Origin of the sequence: Mycolicibacterium sp. ND9-15 (assembly GCF_035918395.1) — a bacterium.
Taxonomy (GTDB): Bacteria; Actinomycetota; Actinomycetes; order Mycobacteriales; family Mycobacteriaceae; genus Mycobacterium.
On sequence record NZ_CP142362.1, the window covers coordinates 3,313,331 to 3,329,907 of the forward strand.

Annotated in this window: 11 protein-coding genes and 2 pseudogenes; 7 read left to right on the top strand and 6 right to left on the bottom strand. The window is 62.2% G+C overall.

Annotated features, from left to right (window positions below):
• Positions 1-354: 354 nt before the first annotated feature.
• Together QGN32_RS15890 and QGN32_RS15895 are read right to left on the bottom strand one after the other, a co-directional pair.
• Positions 355-1,764, bottom strand: coding sequence for a hypothetical protein (locus QGN32_RS15890; protein ID WP_442791715.1), 1,410 nt, complete (start codon positions 1,762-1,764; stop codon positions 355-357).
• Positions 1,765-2,215: 451 nt separating this feature from the next.
• On the bottom strand, positions 2,216-3,004 hold the full coding sequence (locus tag QGN32_RS15895) for a GAP family protein (RefSeq protein ID WP_326545302.1): 789 nt from the start codon (positions 3,002-3,004) through the stop codon (positions 2,216-2,218).
• A gap of 117 nt (positions 3,005-3,121) precedes the next feature.
• Here QGN32_RS15895 and QGN32_RS15900 point away from each other — a divergent pair, with 117 nt between their 5' ends.
• Positions 3,122-4,186 carry an IS630 family transposase gene (locus QGN32_RS15900; protein ID WP_326545303.1) on the top strand — a complete coding sequence of 355 codons (1,065 nt, stop codon included), beginning with the start codon at positions 3,122-3,124 and terminating at the stop codon, positions 4,184-4,186.
• Between the two features lie 39 nt (positions 4,187-4,225).
• Here the strand turns inward: QGN32_RS15900 and QGN32_RS15905 are convergent.
• Positions 4,226-5,158: pseudogene (locus QGN32_RS15905) on the bottom strand (IS1634 family transposase); the annotation flags it as partial.
• Positions 5,159-5,348: 190 nt separating this feature from the next.
• Between QGN32_RS15905 and QGN32_RS15910 the strand changes: the two are divergent.
• From QGN32_RS15910 to QGN32_RS15920, 3 genes are read left to right on the top strand one after another with little or no spacing between them, the layout of a single operon-like run.
• Entirely contained in the window at positions 5,349-6,344 is a 996-nt protein-coding gene (locus tag QGN32_RS15910; RefSeq protein WP_326545290.1) for a tyrosine-type recombinase/integrase, read from the top strand.
• Positions 6,341-7,294: a tyrosine-type recombinase/integrase gene (locus QGN32_RS15915; protein WP_326545284.1), complete on the top strand. Its 954-nt coding sequence runs from the start codon at positions 6,341-6,343 to the stop codon at positions 7,292-7,294. The genes QGN32_RS15910 and QGN32_RS15915 overlap by 4 nt, the downstream gene beginning before the upstream one ends.
• Complete coding sequence (locus QGN32_RS15920) at positions 7,291-8,289, top strand: tyrosine-type recombinase/integrase (RefSeq protein WP_326545285.1); 999 nt, start codon at positions 7,291-7,293, stop codon at positions 8,287-8,289. Before QGN32_RS15915 ends, QGN32_RS15920 begins: the two co-directional genes overlap by 4 nt.
• 118 nt (positions 8,290-8,407) lie before the next feature.
• Here the strand turns inward: QGN32_RS15920 and QGN32_RS15925 are convergent.
• Both QGN32_RS15925 and QGN32_RS15930 read right to left on the bottom strand, forming a co-directional pair.
• Positions 8,408-8,989, bottom strand: a pseudogene (locus QGN32_RS15925) (IS1634 family transposase); the annotation flags it as partial.
• Positions 8,990-9,141: 152 nt separating this feature from the next.
• Positions 9,142-10,425 (bottom strand): glycosyltransferase, encoded by a 1,284-nt coding sequence (locus tag QGN32_RS15930; RefSeq protein WP_326545304.1) that lies wholly within the window; start codon positions 10,423-10,425, stop codon positions 9,142-9,144.
• A gap of 318 nt (positions 10,426-10,743) precedes the next feature.
• Between QGN32_RS15930 and QGN32_RS15935 the strand changes: the two genes are divergently transcribed.
• Entirely contained in the window at positions 10,744-12,090 is a 1,347-nt protein-coding gene (locus tag QGN32_RS15935) for a hypothetical protein (protein ID WP_326545305.1), read from the top strand.
• 133 nt (positions 12,091-12,223) lie between these two features.
• Here QGN32_RS15935 and QGN32_RS15940 read toward each other — a convergent pair whose 3' ends face one another.
• Positions 12,224-12,892 carry a class I SAM-dependent methyltransferase gene (locus QGN32_RS15940; RefSeq protein ID WP_326545306.1) on the bottom strand — a complete coding sequence of 223 codons (669 nt, stop codon included), beginning with the start codon at positions 12,890-12,892 and terminating at the stop codon, positions 12,224-12,226.
• A gap of 518 nt (positions 12,893-13,410) precedes the next feature.
• On the opposite strand from QGN32_RS15940, the gene QGN32_RS15945 reads away from it, so the two are divergent.
• Complete coding sequence (locus QGN32_RS15945) at positions 13,411-14,679, top strand: glycosyltransferase (protein ID WP_326545307.1); 1,269 nt, start codon at positions 13,411-13,413, stop codon at positions 14,677-14,679.
• 192 nt (positions 14,680-14,871) lie between these two features.
• Positions 14,872-16,137, top strand: a complete 1,266-nt coding sequence (locus QGN32_RS15950; protein WP_326545308.1) for a glycosyltransferase — start codon at positions 14,872-14,874, stop codon at positions 16,135-16,137.
• Positions 16,138-16,577: the final 440 nt, after the last annotated feature.

The following is a 16,577-nucleotide window of genomic DNA, read 5'->3' on the forward strand; positions in this document are numbered from 1 at the left end:
GGAGCCACACGGGTGGGGAATTTCGATGAGCGTCAGTGGGGAATTTCAGTGAGCGCGGTCACCGATGACAAACGGTCAAAGATGTCCTGAACCCATACAGGTCAAGGTCGTAGGCATTCAGTATTTCCATGAGCCCTCCGTCAGACTTCAAGTAGGTTCCTCCTTGCGGTTTTCGCTACGACTAGGCATCCACATCAAAACCGCAAGAGAAGCCGCCACGGCGGTTCCAGGCCGAACGGGATCGGGTAGGTCTGTGCAGATTCCTCGGCAGCGGGCTATTTCATGTATTCCGACACTGTCCGGCCGGACCATCACGGGTGTCGTCGCGGGTTAAGGTCGCAGGGCTACCATTCGTTATTCGACTTCGCCAGTCAGGTCGAACTCAGCCAAAACGTGCGCAGCCAGCTCACGCAAAGCGGGTTTCGTGCTCTCTGCACCCGGTTGGTACGCATTGAACGTGAAAAAAATCTTGGAACCGCCACGGACGCGCCAAGACTGCAGTGTCATCTGGCCGCCCGTCAATTCGAGCCACTGTCTCGTTATGCCTTGCCCAGTCGCTCGCGTCAGGATAATCTCGCCGTCGGTGCCGTCCGGGCGGTACACAATCGGGTCGAACTCGTCGAGGTTAGAACAAAGCATGGGGGCATCGGAGTCGCAGAGTCCCGCGTCGACCATCCGTTTCAACGCCCGCTTCGGCGTGAACGGGATCAGTGAGCGCAACTGCAGTAACTCGTCCTCAGTTTCCCGCAGAGTGTCCAGTGCCTGCTTGATGGCGGCGCGGAGCTCACTCAGATTCGTCGTCACCGGTGTCGGGTCGACGCTGATGCTTGCGATAGACATCGCATTCGCACGCGTATCACGCTCGGTTCGATCGTTAATGGGAAGGTGCAACGTGACGAAGCCGTCATTGGCGCGTCGGCGCCCGATACGCTCTGCAAGTTTCGCGGCGAAGGCCGCGATCAGTGTTTTGCCCGTTCCGCCAAGCGCCTTCGCACGGGCATCCCATTCATCAAGGTCGATTTGGATCGAGACCGCCGGCACGACGACAGCATCGTCGCCGTCGCCTGCGCGTAGGGCGACGGGTGGCGGTGCCGGTGATAGGGCAATATCTTTCCGCGTCCGGCGAGCCAGTCTGGCCGCCGTGACAAGCGCTCGGCCGACTTCACGAGCCTCCCGAGCCGTTTGGCGGGCATCCTGAATCGCCGCGCGCTGTCGGGTTCGTGAATGCGGTGGTGGGTAGCCGAAATCGTGAGTGTTACCCAGCACCGCCTCAGCTATCGCGATATGGAGCCCCAGGCCGTCGACGACGTAGTGGGAGAGCACCAGGCTGACCGCGGTCGTTCCGTCGGTGAGCGGAAGGACGCCGAAATGCCAGCCCGGCCCCAATTCCGGATCAATAGGCACCTGTGAGCGTTCATCAAGCCAATCGCCAAGTTCGGCGCGGGGGCGGGCGCACTCAGCGACATCAATATCTGACGCGCCCGGAGCAGCGACCCACCGATGACGGGCGAACGGCAGCGGAGAACATTCGATGCGCCGTCCCAAAAACCCGTGACCGAGATTGTGGTTGAGACGCCTCAGCCCATCGACGTCGACATCGCGCTCGTATAGCCACACTACTTGGATGACCAGGTTAAGGCCGGCGGCCCGATGCCCCTCAAACAAGGCTTGGTCCACCCGCGAGAGCAAATTATCGGGCCCCGCAACATCATTGGAGTTGCCGCTGTTGAAGGATGCACGTGCTGGACGTATTCGGAGTGACATAGATCAGCTTTCTACTGCACAGGATTCGACCCTGACGCTACGTACGACGTACACGTAGTCAGAAACCGCGATGCTGCGCGGGGTGGGTGCTGGGCCAGGGAGAGTGTGCACCAATCCATCGCATGAGCGTAGCCGACCGGTGTGATCGCCTGGACGAACTGCGTTAGGTAGCGGAGGGAAGTTCATCCTGCCACGGAGATCGCTGCCATCGACTGGACCGTGCTGTGCTGTGGCGCAAGTAGTGGGGTCCCCGTGGCGTGGTCGGCTCAGGGGCGCGAACAAGGCGCGCAGCCCCGCACTTTGCCCAACTGATACAACGACTCTGGCTCGGGGGACATCTTCTCCAACGGACCCTCACCGCAAGTACGTATGTTGTTGCCCTCGGACTGATTAGACGTGCGGGCGGATCAGTGGTATGTCAGCCGGGAGCCGGGGCGCTTTGATAGCCTGCTCAGCTGCTGCCAATGCCGTTGACAATAAGCATGAGCCCGCCCGCGGCAAAGATGCCTATGACGATGTGCTGGCGGTGAGCGGACGCCCAGTTGTGCACTAGTCGCAATACCTCTTGGGTTTTCCCTGGCGCAACTACGTAACTGACGAGTGTAATCTCGACAACCACGAGCACCCCGGCGACGAATGCGATGGCAGCGCTAACCTGCACGCCGATCGGGGCGCCCGAGGCCACGATGATGGCGAGTACAAATATAAGCAGTGAGGGTGCTATTCCCCCCAATGTCGCGCCGATCACGAAGGCGACCCACAAGGATCCGTTTTCCCACGCATTGTGGACGCGGCCGAGCAGCCGCCGACCCGCAGACCCGCCTCCGGTCGCCGCATCCTGCGCGCGGCCCAGCAGCCGCGATATAACGGGCGGTAGATTCGAGTCGAGCCCCACCATCGACGTGTTGCCGTCCGGTGTCGGCACGTACGCTCGTCGACGCGCCCGGTAGCGCACTGTCATCAGCGCGGCGATCGATAGCGCGAACACGCCCATGCCAAGTTGAACGTGCCGGGCGATGGTACTTGTGGCCAGGTTGTCCACAAAAGACTTAAATGCTGGTGTGACGTGCAGCAACGTGAGCGGGATCGCCACTGAGGGGATAAACGCTGTCACGCAGCCGGCATAGTAGAACAGCAGGTTTTGCACGGGCCGTGGCCGGGAGATCACGAGAACGGTGATGGCGAGGCGAATCGGATCGAGCCCCATCACAAGCCCCAGCGCCAGCACTGAGCCCCACATGGCCGGAACATTACCGTGTGAGGCCCAGGCCGGCGGCCCCTTGACTTAGACTGTATTGCGAGGCCTAGTACCGCGTGTCTAAAGTTATTTGACAATGATTTGGTGAGATAATCGTGCATGCGAATTGCTCCGCTGGCATTGCGCGACGGTGATCGAGAAGCGCTGATGTCGTTGACCCGATCCTCGACGGTGATGGCCGGAGCCGCGCAGCGGGCACGGATCGTGTTGCTGGCCGCTGACGGTGTGTCTAACACCGAGATCGCTGAGCGCACCGGGGTATCACGCCCGACGGTGATCGGGTGGCGGGGGCGGTATGAACAGTCCGGGATGGAGGGTTTGGTGGACCGGCCACGCTCGGGCCGGCCACGCGAACTCAACCACGGCGACATCGTGGCAGCCACGTTGGCTCCACCTCCAGCCAAACTCGTTGTCACGCACTGGAGTTCGCGCCTACTGGCGAAACACCTGAAAATCAGCTTCTCCGCGGTGGCCAAGGCATGGCGTGAATACGGAGTTCAGCCGTGGCGGTCGGAGACGTTCAAGTTCTCCACTGATCCTGAGTTGGTCGCCAAAGTCACCGATGTCGTCGGGCTCTATCTCGACCCACCGGAGAACGCCATCGTGCTGTGTGTTGACGAGAAGAGTCAGATCCAGGCACTCGATCGCACCCAACCGATGTTGCCGATGCAACCCGGCCTGCCCGAGCGGCGCACCCACGACTACGTACGCCACGGCACCACAACGCTATTCGCTGCGTTGGAGGTGGCCACCGGCAAAGTCACCGGAATCTGTCAAGACCGTCACCGTCATCAGGAATTCTTGCGTTTCCTCAAGCATGTCGCACGCGCATATCCCGACCAGGAGCTTCATCTGGTGATGGACAACTATGCAGCGCACAAACGCATCGAGATCCGCCAGTGGCTCACCGACAATCCGCGCGTCCACGTGCATTTCACCCCGACATCGGCGTCGTGGCTCAACCTGGTCGAGGTCTGGTTCGGCATCATCGAACGCCAGGCCATCCACCGAGGTACCTTCGGCAACGTCCGCGAACTGACCACAGCCATCCGCAGCTTCATCACCGGCTGGAACAGACGCTCCCACCCATTCGTGTGGACCAAGTCCGCCGAGGACATCCTCAAGAAAGCCAACCGTCAACCAACTTCAAACACGGACCACTAGCTAGGATCGGTTTCTCGTTCGTTCCCGACTTGGCTCAATTTAGTGCGCATCGTCGGTGCGGATTTTGAGCAGAGCGGCGCGGAGGTCGTCGGGTAGCGGGTCGGCCGCGGTGAGGGTTTGGTTGCCTGCTTGAATTTTCACGGTGCGGTAGCGGCGTGCGGTGCGGACGAATTTCTTGATGCTCCAGCTGGTTTGGGTCTCGATGTGGTGGCTGACGGCCATCGCGGCGACCACGATGCTCAGGTGGGCTTCGATGGAATCGCGCAGGTGGTGATAGATCGGGCGGGCTTGCCGGTCGTGTTTGGACATCCGGAAGGACTTCTCGATGTGCCACAACTGGTGGTAGGCATCGATGACGAACGTCGAGGACGCGCTGGTGAGGTTGGTGGTGTAGCCCTTCCAGCCCGCCAACGCTCGAGTTTTGGCCTCCAGCGTGCGATTGACCGACTTGGTGGCGCCGGACAGCTGGATGTAGCGGTTGCGTTTGACCGGGGCGTGCCCGTCGACGGCGCGTTCGGCCTTGCGGACCTGCTCATCGATGCCGCGCAGGGTGCGCCGGGCCCGGTCTGCGCGGAATTGGTAGTAGATGACCCGGTCGGGGATGCCGCGGGTCTTCTCGGCGCTGGTGGCCGGCCAGGGCTGGGTCAGCACCAGCCCGTCGGGGATCGCCTCACCTGCGTGGTTGTCGCGCCATTCGCGCACCACATCGGGCAGAAACGGGATGCGGGTGCCCAGGATGAACGACAGCCCGGCGGCTTTGATCGCGACCTGGTTGGCCTCGGAGATCATGCCGGCGTCGGCGACGACGGTGACGTCGGTGAGCTGGTGGGCGGTCTTGAAGGCGTTGATGACCGGCAGCATGGTGGCGGTCTCGGCCTTGTTGCCCTCGAAGGCCTGCACGGTCAGTGGGAACCCGGCGGCGTCGGTCAACAGTCCGAGGGTGATCTGGGGTTCAAGGCGGCGTTCCTTGGAGTTATGCCGACGTCGGCATAACTCCAATTATCCCGAGGTCGTGGTTATGCCGAGCCTGGGGCAGTCGTGGTGGTGTTCGTGCAGTTCGGCGGAGGTTTCGAGGCTGGCTCGCGCGGCATAATCGCCCTGCGCGAAGACATGGTGTGTCTTTCTGATGGTGCATTGCTTTGCCTATCAGGAGGAGGAATCCATGAGTCCCACACGCAGTACCGATGCCGGTGATCGTCTGGCGTGGATCGGTGACGTGCTCGTCGAGTACGAACGGTGGCTGGATCGTCAGCGGGGTTTGGCGCCAGTGACGGTTAGCAACTACAGCAAGTCGGTTGCGCAGTTCCTCAGGACAACGTTGACCCAGCCCGCCGAGGTCTCGGTGAGCCTTCTGGATGCCGGCATTGTCACTGCGTTCATGGTCGAGTTCTGCAGCGACCGCAATACGAATTCGGCGAAGTCAATGGCGCGGTCGGTGCGTTCCTTCCTGCGATTCGCCCACGCCACCGGCCGCACATCGGCCGACCTGTCGGGGGCGGTTCCAGTTCCGGCGGGCTGGCATTTGGCGTCGCTTCCCAAGGCAGTACCGGCTGCAGATCTTCAGCATCTCCTGGGTGTCGCGTCACGTCACTGCGGGACTGCTACCGATCGGCGCGATTACGCGATCTTGCTGTTGTTGGCCCGACTCGGGCTCCGCAGAGGCGAAATCGCCGCTCTTGGCCTCGACGATATCGATTGGCGAGCAGGAGAACTCACCATCGTGGGCAAAGGTAGCCACGTGGAGCGGTTGCCGCTGCCATCAGAACCCGGCGAGGCGATCGCGGCATGGCTAGTCGACGGCAGACCAGCATGCGCGACGCGATCAGTGTTTACCACCGTCAAGCCCGCAGGGCGTCCGATATCGACCGCAGTGATCGCTCACCTGGTGGCCGCGGCGTGCCGAGACGCTGGGCTGGAGCGCATAAACGCACACCGTTTCCGTCACACGCTGGCGACGCAGATGCTGCGCTCTGGGGCCTCACTGCCGGAAGTGAGTCAGGTGCTGCGCCACCGCAGTGTGCGCTCCACCGCTATCTACGCCAAGGTCGATGACGTCGCATTGCGGCCCTTGGCCCGGCCCTGGCCGACGATCACCGCGACGACAGATTCCGATGCCGGTCCAGGCATGGCGCGCCCGTGGCCGGGGGCACGGTCATGAAGACTTTGCGCGAGAACGTCATTGACTACCTCGCCACCCGCCGGGCGCTGGGATTCAAACTCGAAGGCCTGAGCAAGCTCCTGCTGAGCTTCGTCGCGTTCTGCGAGGAACGTGGAGCCACCCGGGTCCAGAACGACCTCGCAATCCAATGGGCCACAACCTCTATCAAGGTTCCGGTCAGCGACACCCTCATAGCCCGCCGACTCGACGCGGTGCGGATCTTCGCCCGATACCAGCATGCGTTGGATCCGCTCACGCAGATCCCAGCCGAAGAGCACCGGCCTCGGCGCTACCGGTCGAAGCAGCCAAATATGCTCAGCCAGGACGATATCTGTGCGCTGCTGGACGCGACGAGCGTTCTGGAGCCAGCGTTCAAGGCGCTGACGTGGCGAACATTGATCGGGCTGCTGTCCGCCACCGGGCTACGCCCGGGCGAAGCGTGTCGGCTGGCCGTCAACGACATCAATCTGGCCGGCGGAGTGATTCAGGTGCTGGAGACGAAGTTCGGCAAGTCCCGGCTCGTGTTCATCCACCCGAGCACCGCCACCGTGCTCGCCAACTACCTGCAGTCCCGCCAAGCATGGGTCGGGGCCGGCGCCCACAGCAGCGCAACGGTTTTCCTCAACACCCGGCGCGGACCGATATGTCCTGACCGGCTCAATGTCACATTCCGTAAGATCGTCGCGGCCACCGGATTAGCCACCGCGCCGGGACGCCGGCCGGTCCGTCTGCACGATCTGCGCCACACCTTCGCCGTGACCACGATGATCGACTGGTACCGCGACGGCCAAGACGTTCAAGCGCGACTGCCACTGCTGTCAACCTGGCTCGGCCACGTCGATCCCGCCTCGACCTACTGGTATCTGCAGGCAGTGCCCGAACTGCTCACCCTTGCCGCCGACCGCCTCGACAACGCCGCCGAAGCCTCTGCCGCGAAGGCGACGCCATGACCACCCCGACGCTGAGTTCGCTGCTGCAAGGGTTCTTCACCGACCGGCTGATGCGGCACCTGCGGGCCAGCCCGAAGACAATTGCGGCCTACCGGGACACCTTCAAGCTCCTGCTGACCTTCGCCGCCGACCAGACCAAGAGATCCCCGGCGCAGCTGGCACTCGATGATCTCGACGCCGCGATGATCGGAGCCTTCCTGAACTACCTTGACGCCGAACGGCGCAACAGCACCGCAACCCGCAACGCACGACTGGCCGCGATCCATTCGTTCTACCGCTATGCGCTGCCGCTGATGCCAGAACGCGCTCACACGGCCAGCCAGATCTTGGCGATCCCGCAACGCCGCCATGACCAGGTGACCGTGTCGTATCTGACCAGCACCGAGACCGATGCCCTCCTGGCCGCGCCGGACCGAACCACCTGGTACGGCCGACGTGACCACGCGCTGCTGCTCACTGCCGTCACGACCGGTCTTCGGGTCTCGGAGATCACCACGCTGAGCGTCGGTGACATCACCACCACGACACCGGGAGCCGCCCTGCACACCACAGGAAAAGGCAGAAAGGAACGCAGCACACCGCTGACCAAACCCACCGCTGCCACCCTCCGCGCTTGGCTGCCAGAGGCCGGCGCTGCTGCCAGCAGTCCCGCCTTTCCGACCCAACGCAAGACACCGATGTCAGCAGACGCGGTTCAACGCCTGGTCGCCAAACACGCGGCCGCAGCTGCGAATACATGCACATCGATAGCGGTCAAGCGCGTCACTCCGCACACGCTGCGCCACACCGCGGCGATGGCGCTGCTGCACGCCGGCATCGACACGTCCGTGATCGCCCTGTGGCTCGGCCACGAAAGCCCGGTTACAACCCACATCTATCTGCATGCCGACATGACCATCAAAGAACGGGCCCTCAGCCGCGTCAGCGGACCAAACACCACCCCCGGCCGTTACCGGCCCGCCGACGATCTCATCAACTTCCTCGAACGCCTCTGACCCCCAACACGAGCGACCACGATTATGCCGCGCGAGCCAGCCTCGAAACCTCCGCCGAACTGCACGAACACCACCACGACTGCCCCAGGCTCGGCATAACCACGACCTCGGGATAATTGGAGAAGCCGGGTTCGCGGAACCCGTCGCCGGCGTCGGTCTCGAAGTACAGAGTGGAGACGTCGAAGAGCACCAGCGAGGCCGGCCCCAATCCGGCGCGCCGGGCGCTGGCGGCGGCCAATGCTTGGCGCCACTTCGGTTGGGCATAGCTGGGCAGGCGCCGCTTGACGGTGGCATAGGACGCGGGCTCGACACCGACCTCCGCGAGTACTCGTCCGGCATCGATCTTGCTGGTGGGTTCGATGATCCGCGCAAGCACCAGATCGCGAAACACATTGTCGCCCTTCGTGGCTGACTCGAACCCCAGGATCCGGTAGGCCGCGCACAATGCGTCCCACAAGTGCGTCATCCGGGTGGAGGTGATCGGCAGCGGCTCAGATCCCGGCGGGGCGGTCACATCGAGATCGAGCACCGCCTGGTTGGCCGCCAACCGCTCCGACGCCGCCGCCTTCAGCGCGGCCAGCTCGGTCTCATCATGAGCCGAGCCCAGATGCTCAATCGATCGTGACCCGCGCCGAGTGGACCACACGATCTGCACCGCGGTCGCCCCCGAGGCGGTCTTCACGGTGCGCACGTAGGCCACCCCGGCAGCCTAGAGCCCAGATTTAGTGCGCAAATTCTGCCCGATCCGACCAACAAACAGCAGTTCAGGACTCTGCGATGGTCGTCAATCCGGAAACGTGAGCCAAGTCAGGTCAAGAAAGCCAACCGTCAACCAACTTCAAACACGGACCACTAGCTAGGATCGGTTTCTCGTTCGTTCAACGACCGGGTGAAATGTTCCAGGAGATCGACGGCGTTGGCGACACTCTCAGCGGGTTTGGTCGTCTCGGCGGCGACCTTGCGGGCCCGGGCGACATATTCGGGAGCGAGGATCCGGCGCAGGTCCGCGACTAGCGCTTTTCGGCTAGCGGTCGAAAAGCGGCGCCCAGAGCCAACCTTCAGTCGTTTGATCTGAGCTGCCCAGACCGCTTGATCAAGCGCAGTCCAAAGGATTAACGTGGGAACTCCGGCGCGAAGGCCCGCGGCCGTGGTGCCCCCGCCACCGTGGTGCACGACCGCGCGGCAAGCAGGAAAAGCGGCGGCATAATTCAGCGTGCCCACCAGCTTGATGTGCTCGAAATGGGGGACATCGCTCAAGTCGCTCCAACCGGAGCACACTAACGCGCGCTCGCCCAACTCCGCGCAGGCCTCTCCGATCATGGCGAGCGTGTCGGCGGGAGATTCGACCGGCGTGCTGCCAAACCCGAAGAAAATCGGTGGTGTTCCCGCGGCAATCCAGGATGCGACCTCTTCATCGGCATCCGTGGTCAACTCCATCGTCAGAGCGCCGACAAAGGGCCGCTGGCCATTCCATTTCGCCCACTCGGCAGCCAGCCCGGGAAAGCACACCTCTTCGTAGGCCTGAATTTCCAATGACCCGCTTTCGGTGATCCGTCGTGGCACGGAGCGCACTGCCTTTGGCAATCCCAGTTCACGACGCTGCGCGTTATCGAACTTCTTCATTCCTCGCCAACTCGCCCACTCGTAGACCGCGAGTGCGGAACGACCCAATGACGACGGTAAGAAGGGAAGCATCTGGCTATTGGGCCGCACCGGGGAGACATGAACCGTGGCCAACGGAATATCGAAATACTCCGCGACGTTCGCTGCGGGCTGCTCGAAATTCAGAAACGTGACTAACAGGTCGGCCCCGTCCGCCAGCGTCCGCAGCGTCGTGGTGATCTCTTCCCAGTACGAGACGACGGACTCCCCAATTTCGCGCCACAACCTGATCAGATCTTGGATCTTCCAAATGTTGCGGAATGACCGCGTCCACAAGTCGCGGTGCGCGCCCCACCACTCCCGCGTATCCGGGCCGTAGACGACCGCCTTAAGACCAGCCGACTCGGCGAAGCTAACCAGGTCAGGCGGGACTGCCACGCGCACATCGTGTCCGTGGCGTACCAGTTCACAGCCCAAAGCGACGCACGGCTCTATGTCGCCACGCGTTCCATAGCTTGCCAGCACATATTTCATCCAGGCTCTCTCACCATGAGATATCCCCTGATCTGGCTGCCGGGGTAGGCGACGGCATATATGACAAGCGCGGTGTAGTGCAGGAGGTGACTATAACTTAGAAGATTGCGAACCTTGGCCTGTTGCAGGTTCTCAACGAACTCGATCGAGGCCCGCTGGCGACAGCGCGCTTCGAACCGGCCACCTTGCAGCGTACGAGCACTCCTTGCCGACCCTATATCAGAGTTGGCCGTCCGCTTATGGCGGCGAAGAGTCAGGATCCGTTGTCAGAGGGTATGAATCGCTTCGAAATCATGTAGTCGGAAGTACGGTACAACAATGGATAATGTACTCGATCCGCTCGATCAGCTCATTTTTGTTGCCGAGCGAGCGATGGGTATCGAGTCTATCCCACAATTTTTCTGGGTATATAACCGCCCGGTCGACATCGACGGTCTGCGGAAATTCCATCACTACCTTAACTGGGGACGGTTAAGTCGCCGCATCGAGCGCTCACCATTGCGGTTCGGCCGCCACCGCTGGGTATCACCCGAAGGTCCATCCGAGCTTGAGACCGTCGCGACGCCTCGCCCGCGTGCAGAATTGGACGCCTGGCTCGAGGAGCAAGCCACCACCCGACCCATCGACGCCGAGCACGGACCCGGATGGCACCTGGCAGTGCTGCCCTTTACTGACGGCGGCGCAGCGGTGAGCTTGGCCATCTCACATAGCATCGCCGACGGTCTCGGGTCGTTGGAGGCGATCGCGGATGCGGCCGATGGCCGCGATGCCCCGATCGACTGGCCGACCGCTGCGTCGCGCCGGCGGTGGCAGGCCGTGCGCGAGGACGCCCGTCAAACCATGTGCGACATTCCCGCTCTCGGCCGCGGCACGGTTGCCGCGGTACGGCTGGCTCGGCATGCCCGCCGCGAGGGTGGCGGAGGCGCGTCATTTACCAAGCCACTCGAGCTGCCCGCGGGCGCTGATGAGCCGCTCATGCTCCCAAAGGCAACCGTCTTCATCGATGCCGACGAGTGGCGGAAACGTGCCCACACGCTGGGTGGGACCAGCAACGCGCTGCTGATGGGATTGACGGCCCGCGTGGCGCAGCGAATGGGACGGGTCACTGCGGACGGCTTGGTCCTAATGAGGATGGCGGTCAAGGATCGCGCCGCCACCGGTGATACGCGCGCCAACGCGGCCACCAATCTCACACTCACCGTCGACCCCACACGCGCGACGACCGATCTGCGTGAGATCCGGGCCTCCGTCAAGCAAGCGCTGATCAGCCACCAGGAGACTCGCGACGACGAGCGGGCGATGACGTCCTTGGCTCCCCTATTGGGCCTGTTGCCCAAGCGGCTTGTCAGGCTCGTCGACAATACCGCCGTTTCATCCAACGTGGGTGTGGTCAACCCGGCCGTCATCCGGGCAGATGGCACGGACGCCGATCTCTGGGCCGGGAGGCTTTTCCACCGGGGCGTGACCAAAGCGTTGATGCACCGCGTGGGCGGAGCCTTGTACGTGGTGTCGGGAACTGCGCTGGGGCAGGTCTTTGTCTCCGCCACTGCTTATCAGCCGGGCTATACCAACTCGAATGACAGCTTGCGACAAGACGTTTCGAAAGCGTTAGATGACCTCTCGCTCGCTGGCACCTATATCGGCCCGCCCCCAATCACGCATTGACAGATTTTCTCAACGTTGCCAGGTGACCACCCAAGTCAGTCAACGGTTTTCAGCGGCGAAATTTGGCAGAACGGGTGCGGTATGTGGATCCAAGCGTTGGATGCGGCCGGTCCGGTGGTGTCGTTCCCGCCGACTACCGCGATTTGTTGCCACGCCTCCTGAGCCGCGACAGTGTGGACATCATGGGGGTCTCGTCGCCAGACCGCGCAAGAAATTCGCCGAGGTACTCGGGCGGCTTCAGATTGATCAAGCGCTCCCGATCGGCGGCGAGATCCGCGTAAGTGAGCTCCTCGATCTGCGTCGCCAGATAGGACAATCGCGATTCCGGAATACCCTTTCGTATCACTCCGACCCCACGATCGCAGTTCAGTACCGCGACTCGCAGATCGTCCCGCGTACTGCGAAGATAGACGATCGCCTTCCACACATCGCCGCTCCAGGTGACATTCCACCAGTGGTTCTGCGCACGAAAGTCGGCTTTCGACGCCGCGGGGTAGCCGATCAAGGCGCTCGCGGGATTGCAGTCGTGGAGGACGATGACGCCGTCGTCCCGCAGGTAGCGCAGGGTGTTCTCGACGTCGCGTACGACCTGACCATAGGTGTGCAGCCCATCGATTAGGGCAACGTCGATGCCGCGCTCCTCGAGGAAGGCCTTCTCGTTCACAAAGAAAGCATCGCTGGTCATCTCGAAGTAGTGAGTTGCACGCGCCTTCGCCTCGGCGACCCTGCGGCTGCACGCCCCCAGCTTGAACGAGGGATCGACGGCGATCTTCTCATCGGCGTAAATAGACCGGAACGCCAATCCGTACGCAACACCGATCTCGAGGTATACGCGCGTCTCCCTCCCTGCCAACGCCCTTCGCACGGCTACGACCCGGTTCACGCGACATCCTCCCCTCGTCGGGCAGTCAGCTTTGAAAGCTAGCTGATTTTGTTGGCGCGGACAGGTCCATGATTGTGTCGCTTCTTGGCATACATGGCTCTACTGTCGCACCACAGCGGGTTAGCTTAGTGATACCGCACGAGACATACCCTGAGATTTCGTCGCCGCCACCTTACGGATGGCCCGGCGGAACGGCGATACCACCGGATTGTGGCGAACACGCCGCTTGGGCACGTCCGACTATCCAACCGGGTGATAGTGCGGTCGGCTCTTCTGCGAAGCGCCGGTGCTGGCGGCTGCCCGTCCGAACTTCTGGATTTCAGGTTGATAGCGCGGGTACCCGGGTTAAGCTGCCGGGCGGCTGAGCGGGAGACACCGGGCCTGCCGCTTACATCTCGCGGAACACCAATGGGTAGTGAAAGACAGAGATCTCCCAGATGAAATTTGTGCTTGCGTTCTATGGAACTCGCGGTGATGTCGAGCCCGGCCTCGCTATCGGCCGTGAGTTACTCCGCCGCGGACACGGAGTGCACATCGCCGTCCCACCTGACCTGGTTGGCTTCGCCGAGGCTGCTGGCCTCACGGCGGTCGCTTATGGCCCGGATGCTCGGAAGTGGCAGGACGTTCACCGCGACTTGCTGACGCACTTGTTGCGTAACTTCTGGAATTTCCAAGATCTGGTCCGGCTGGGGCGCGAAGATCGTGAATTGCTTACTCAGTGCTGGGAGGAGACCAGCACGACACTGACTTCCTTGGCTGACGGGGCCGACATGCTGATGACCAGCGTGATTGGCGAGGAGCCTGCGGCCAACGTCGCGGAGTATCACGACATTCCGTTGGCCACGCTTCACGCCTTTCCGATACGGGCCAGCGGACAACTCGCGCCGATCCTGCCCGCGCCGTTGGCGCGTTCCGCAATGGCAGTATCCGCATGGCTGGGTTGGCCCGTGACGAAGAAGATCGAGGACGCACAGCGGCGCACCCTGGGCCTACCGAAGGCAATAGGCCCCTCGTCGCGACGAATCACCCAACGCGGAACTCTGGAAATTCAAGCCTATGACGAGGTCTGCTTCCCCGGACTGGCGGCCGAATGGGCGAAATGGGATGGCCAACGGCCATTCGTCGGCGTGCTGACGTTGGAGCTGCCGACGGATGCCGATCAGGAGGTTGCGTCCTGGGTTGCAGCAGGAACACCGCCGATCTTCTTCGGATTCGGCAGCACGCCCGCTAAGTCTCCCGCAGACACGATCCACATGATCAGTGCGGCGTGCGCGCAGTTAGCCGAGCGGGCGTTGGTTTGCGCCGCTGATACCGACTTCCGTCAAATCCCTCACTTCGACCACGTCAAGGTAGTGGGCGAGATGAATTACGCAGCCGCCTTTCCGATCTGCCGCGCCGTCGTGCACCACGGTGGCGGGGGTACCACGGCGGCGGGTCTCCGCGCCGGAGTCCCCACGTTGATCCTCTCGACCTGGGGTGATCAAACACTCTGGGGTGCTCAGGTCAAACGACTGAAAGTTGGTACCGCCCGGCGCTTTTCGGCCACCACCCAAGAAACGTTGGTCGCAGACCTCCGCGCCATCCTTACCCCGCAATATGTCAACCGTGCCCGCGAGGTCGCAACCCAGATGACCAAACCCGCCGACAGCATTGCCGCCGCCGCCGATCTTGTCGAGAATTTCGCGCGACTCAGGCGCGTTGGCTGATCCACAAGGGAGCCATCCGCGTCACCGGCGCAGTGCTGCAACCGATGCTGCTCAACGTAAACGGTCTGCAGCTTGGCCGAAGTTTTCAGTTTAAGGTCGACAGCGCGGGGTATCGCGTTAAGCTGCCTCGCGCCGCGAGGTTTCGCTTTCATTTCGCAAGATGCGCACGGAAAGTGAAAGGCAGTACCGGCAATGAAAATTGTGCTGGCAAGTTATGGAAGTCGTGGCGATGTTGAGCCATGCATCGCTGTCGGTCGTGAGTTGCTGCGCAGAGGGCACGAGGTCCGTGTGGCAGTCCCTCCCGAGCTGATCGGCTTCGCCGAGGCGGCTGGGCCTGCTGCGGTTGCATACGGACCGGATGTACAACCTATTCTGGATGCGCACCGTAGGTTCTGGACTTCTGTATTCAACAGCTTCTGGAAGATTCACGTTCTGATCAGGTTGCGTCGCGAAATTGCGGGGCCCGTTGTCCAGCGCTGGGGGGACATCACTGAGACGCTCGCATCGCTGGCAAAGGGGGCCGATTTGCTGGTCACCGGTTTGAATTTCGAGCAAGCCGCGGCCAACGTCGCGGAGTACTACGACATTCCGTTAGCTACACTGCATCTTTACCCAGTACGGGCCAATGGTCGACTGATTCAGTTCTTGCCAGCGCCCTTGGGCCGCTCTGCAATGAGGCTCTACCAGTGGCTGGCTTGGCGTGCGGCGACGAAGCTCGAGAATACGCAGCGCCGTCAACTGGGTCTGCCGCCGGCGACAAAGCCTTACCCGCGGCGGATGACCGAGCGCGGTTCGCTGGAAATCCAGGCGTACGACGAGGTGTGCTTTACCGGGTTGGCCACCGAATGGGCGAAACGGGATGGCCAACGCCCCTTTGTTGGTGCGTTGACGTTGGAGTTGCCGACTGATACCGATGATGAGGCTGCTAGGTGGATTGCCGCCGGGACACCGCCGATTTTCTTCGGGTTTGGCAGTATTCCGGTCAATTCTCCCGCCGACACGATGGCCATGATCGCCGAGGCGTGCGCGCAGTTGGGCGAGCGGGCGCTGGTTTGCGCCGGTTGGAGCGACTTCAGTCAGGTAGCCCCGTTTGACCACGTCAAGGTTGTTCCCGCGTTGAATTTCGCTGCTGCGTTTCCAGCTTGCCGCGCGGTAGTCCACCACGGTGGTGTGGGCACCACTGCCGCGGGCTTGCGTGCCGGAGTCCCAACGCTGATACTTTCGACGGACGTCGAACACACAATTTGGGGAGCTCGGCTCAAGAGACTGAAAGTTGGTTCTGTCCGGCGCTTTTCGAGTACAACCCGCGAGACGCTGGTTGCCGACCTCCGTATCATCCTCGGTCCGGAGTACGTCACTCGAGCCCGAGAAATTGCCACGCGGATGACCAAACCCGCGGAAAGCGTTGCGGCCGCCGCTGATTGGGTGGAGCATCTCGCCCGCCTCGGCGTTCGATGACAAAGTCCCATCGATAGACCTTTAAGTTCGGGCTCCGAAGCACCGGTTGCGGGGTTACAGAGAGTTTCCATCAGCTTGCCAGAAACCAACTTCCCAGAAACCCGGAGCGACCCTGCCGGCCTTCAGTATGGTTTAGACGGTTTCACCCACGTCGACTACTTGGCCTGGAGGACTGTGAGCATCAATCCGTTCGACGGCGGCAATGGCAACTCTTTCGCCCTGGTAAATCACGTGGAGCAACACACGCTGCGGCCCGATGTTGCCCCCCGGCGGGCGCCTGGCTTACGTCGCGCAGGGCGGTTCTTGTCTCGCCTTCGAACAAAGCCGGGCGAAGCCGCCTCCAAGGGGTTGAGCGAGCGGCTGGCGGAGGCCCCGCAATTGAACTTGACGTAAGTCAACTGATGTTGACGTAAGACGTGTCTGCTTCGGGGAGCACATCG

What these genes read in the sequence shown, in the direction of transcription:
- QGN32_RS15890 (WP_442791715.1), bottom strand. Translation starts at nt 1,764, where the DNA reads ATGTCACTCCGAATACGTCCAGCACGTGCATCCTTCAACAGCGGCAAC.
- QGN32_RS15895 (WP_326545302.1), bottom strand. Translation starts at nt 3,004, where the DNA reads ATGTGGGGCTCAGTGCTGGCGCTGGGGCTTGTGATGGGGCTCGATCCG.
- QGN32_RS15900 (WP_326545303.1), top strand. Translation starts at nt 3,122, where the DNA reads ATGCGAATTGCTCCGCTGGCATTGCGCGACGGTGATCGAGAAGCGCTG.
- QGN32_RS15910 (WP_326545290.1), top strand. Translation starts at nt 5,349, where the DNA reads ATGAGTCCCACACGCAGTACCGATGCCGGTGATCGTCTGGCGTGGATC.
- QGN32_RS15915 (WP_326545284.1), top strand. Translation starts at nt 6,341, where the DNA reads ATGAAGACTTTGCGCGAGAACGTCATTGACTACCTCGCCACCCGCCGG.
- QGN32_RS15920 (WP_326545285.1), top strand. Translation starts at nt 7,291, where the DNA reads ATGACCACCCCGACGCTGAGTTCGCTGCTGCAAGGGTTCTTCACCGAC.
- QGN32_RS15930 (WP_326545304.1), bottom strand. Translation starts at nt 10,425, where the DNA reads ATGAAATATGTGCTGGCAAGCTATGGAACGCGTGGCGACATAGAGCCG.
- QGN32_RS15935 (WP_326545305.1), top strand. Translation starts at nt 10,744, where the DNA reads ATGGATAATGTACTCGATCCGCTCGATCAGCTCATTTTTGTTGCCGAG.
- QGN32_RS15945 (WP_326545307.1), top strand. Translation starts at nt 13,411, where the DNA reads ATGAAATTTGTGCTTGCGTTCTATGGAACTCGCGGTGATGTCGAGCCC.
- QGN32_RS15950 (WP_326545308.1), top strand. Translation starts at nt 14,872, where the DNA reads ATGAAAATTGTGCTGGCAAGTTATGGAAGTCGTGGCGATGTTGAGCCA.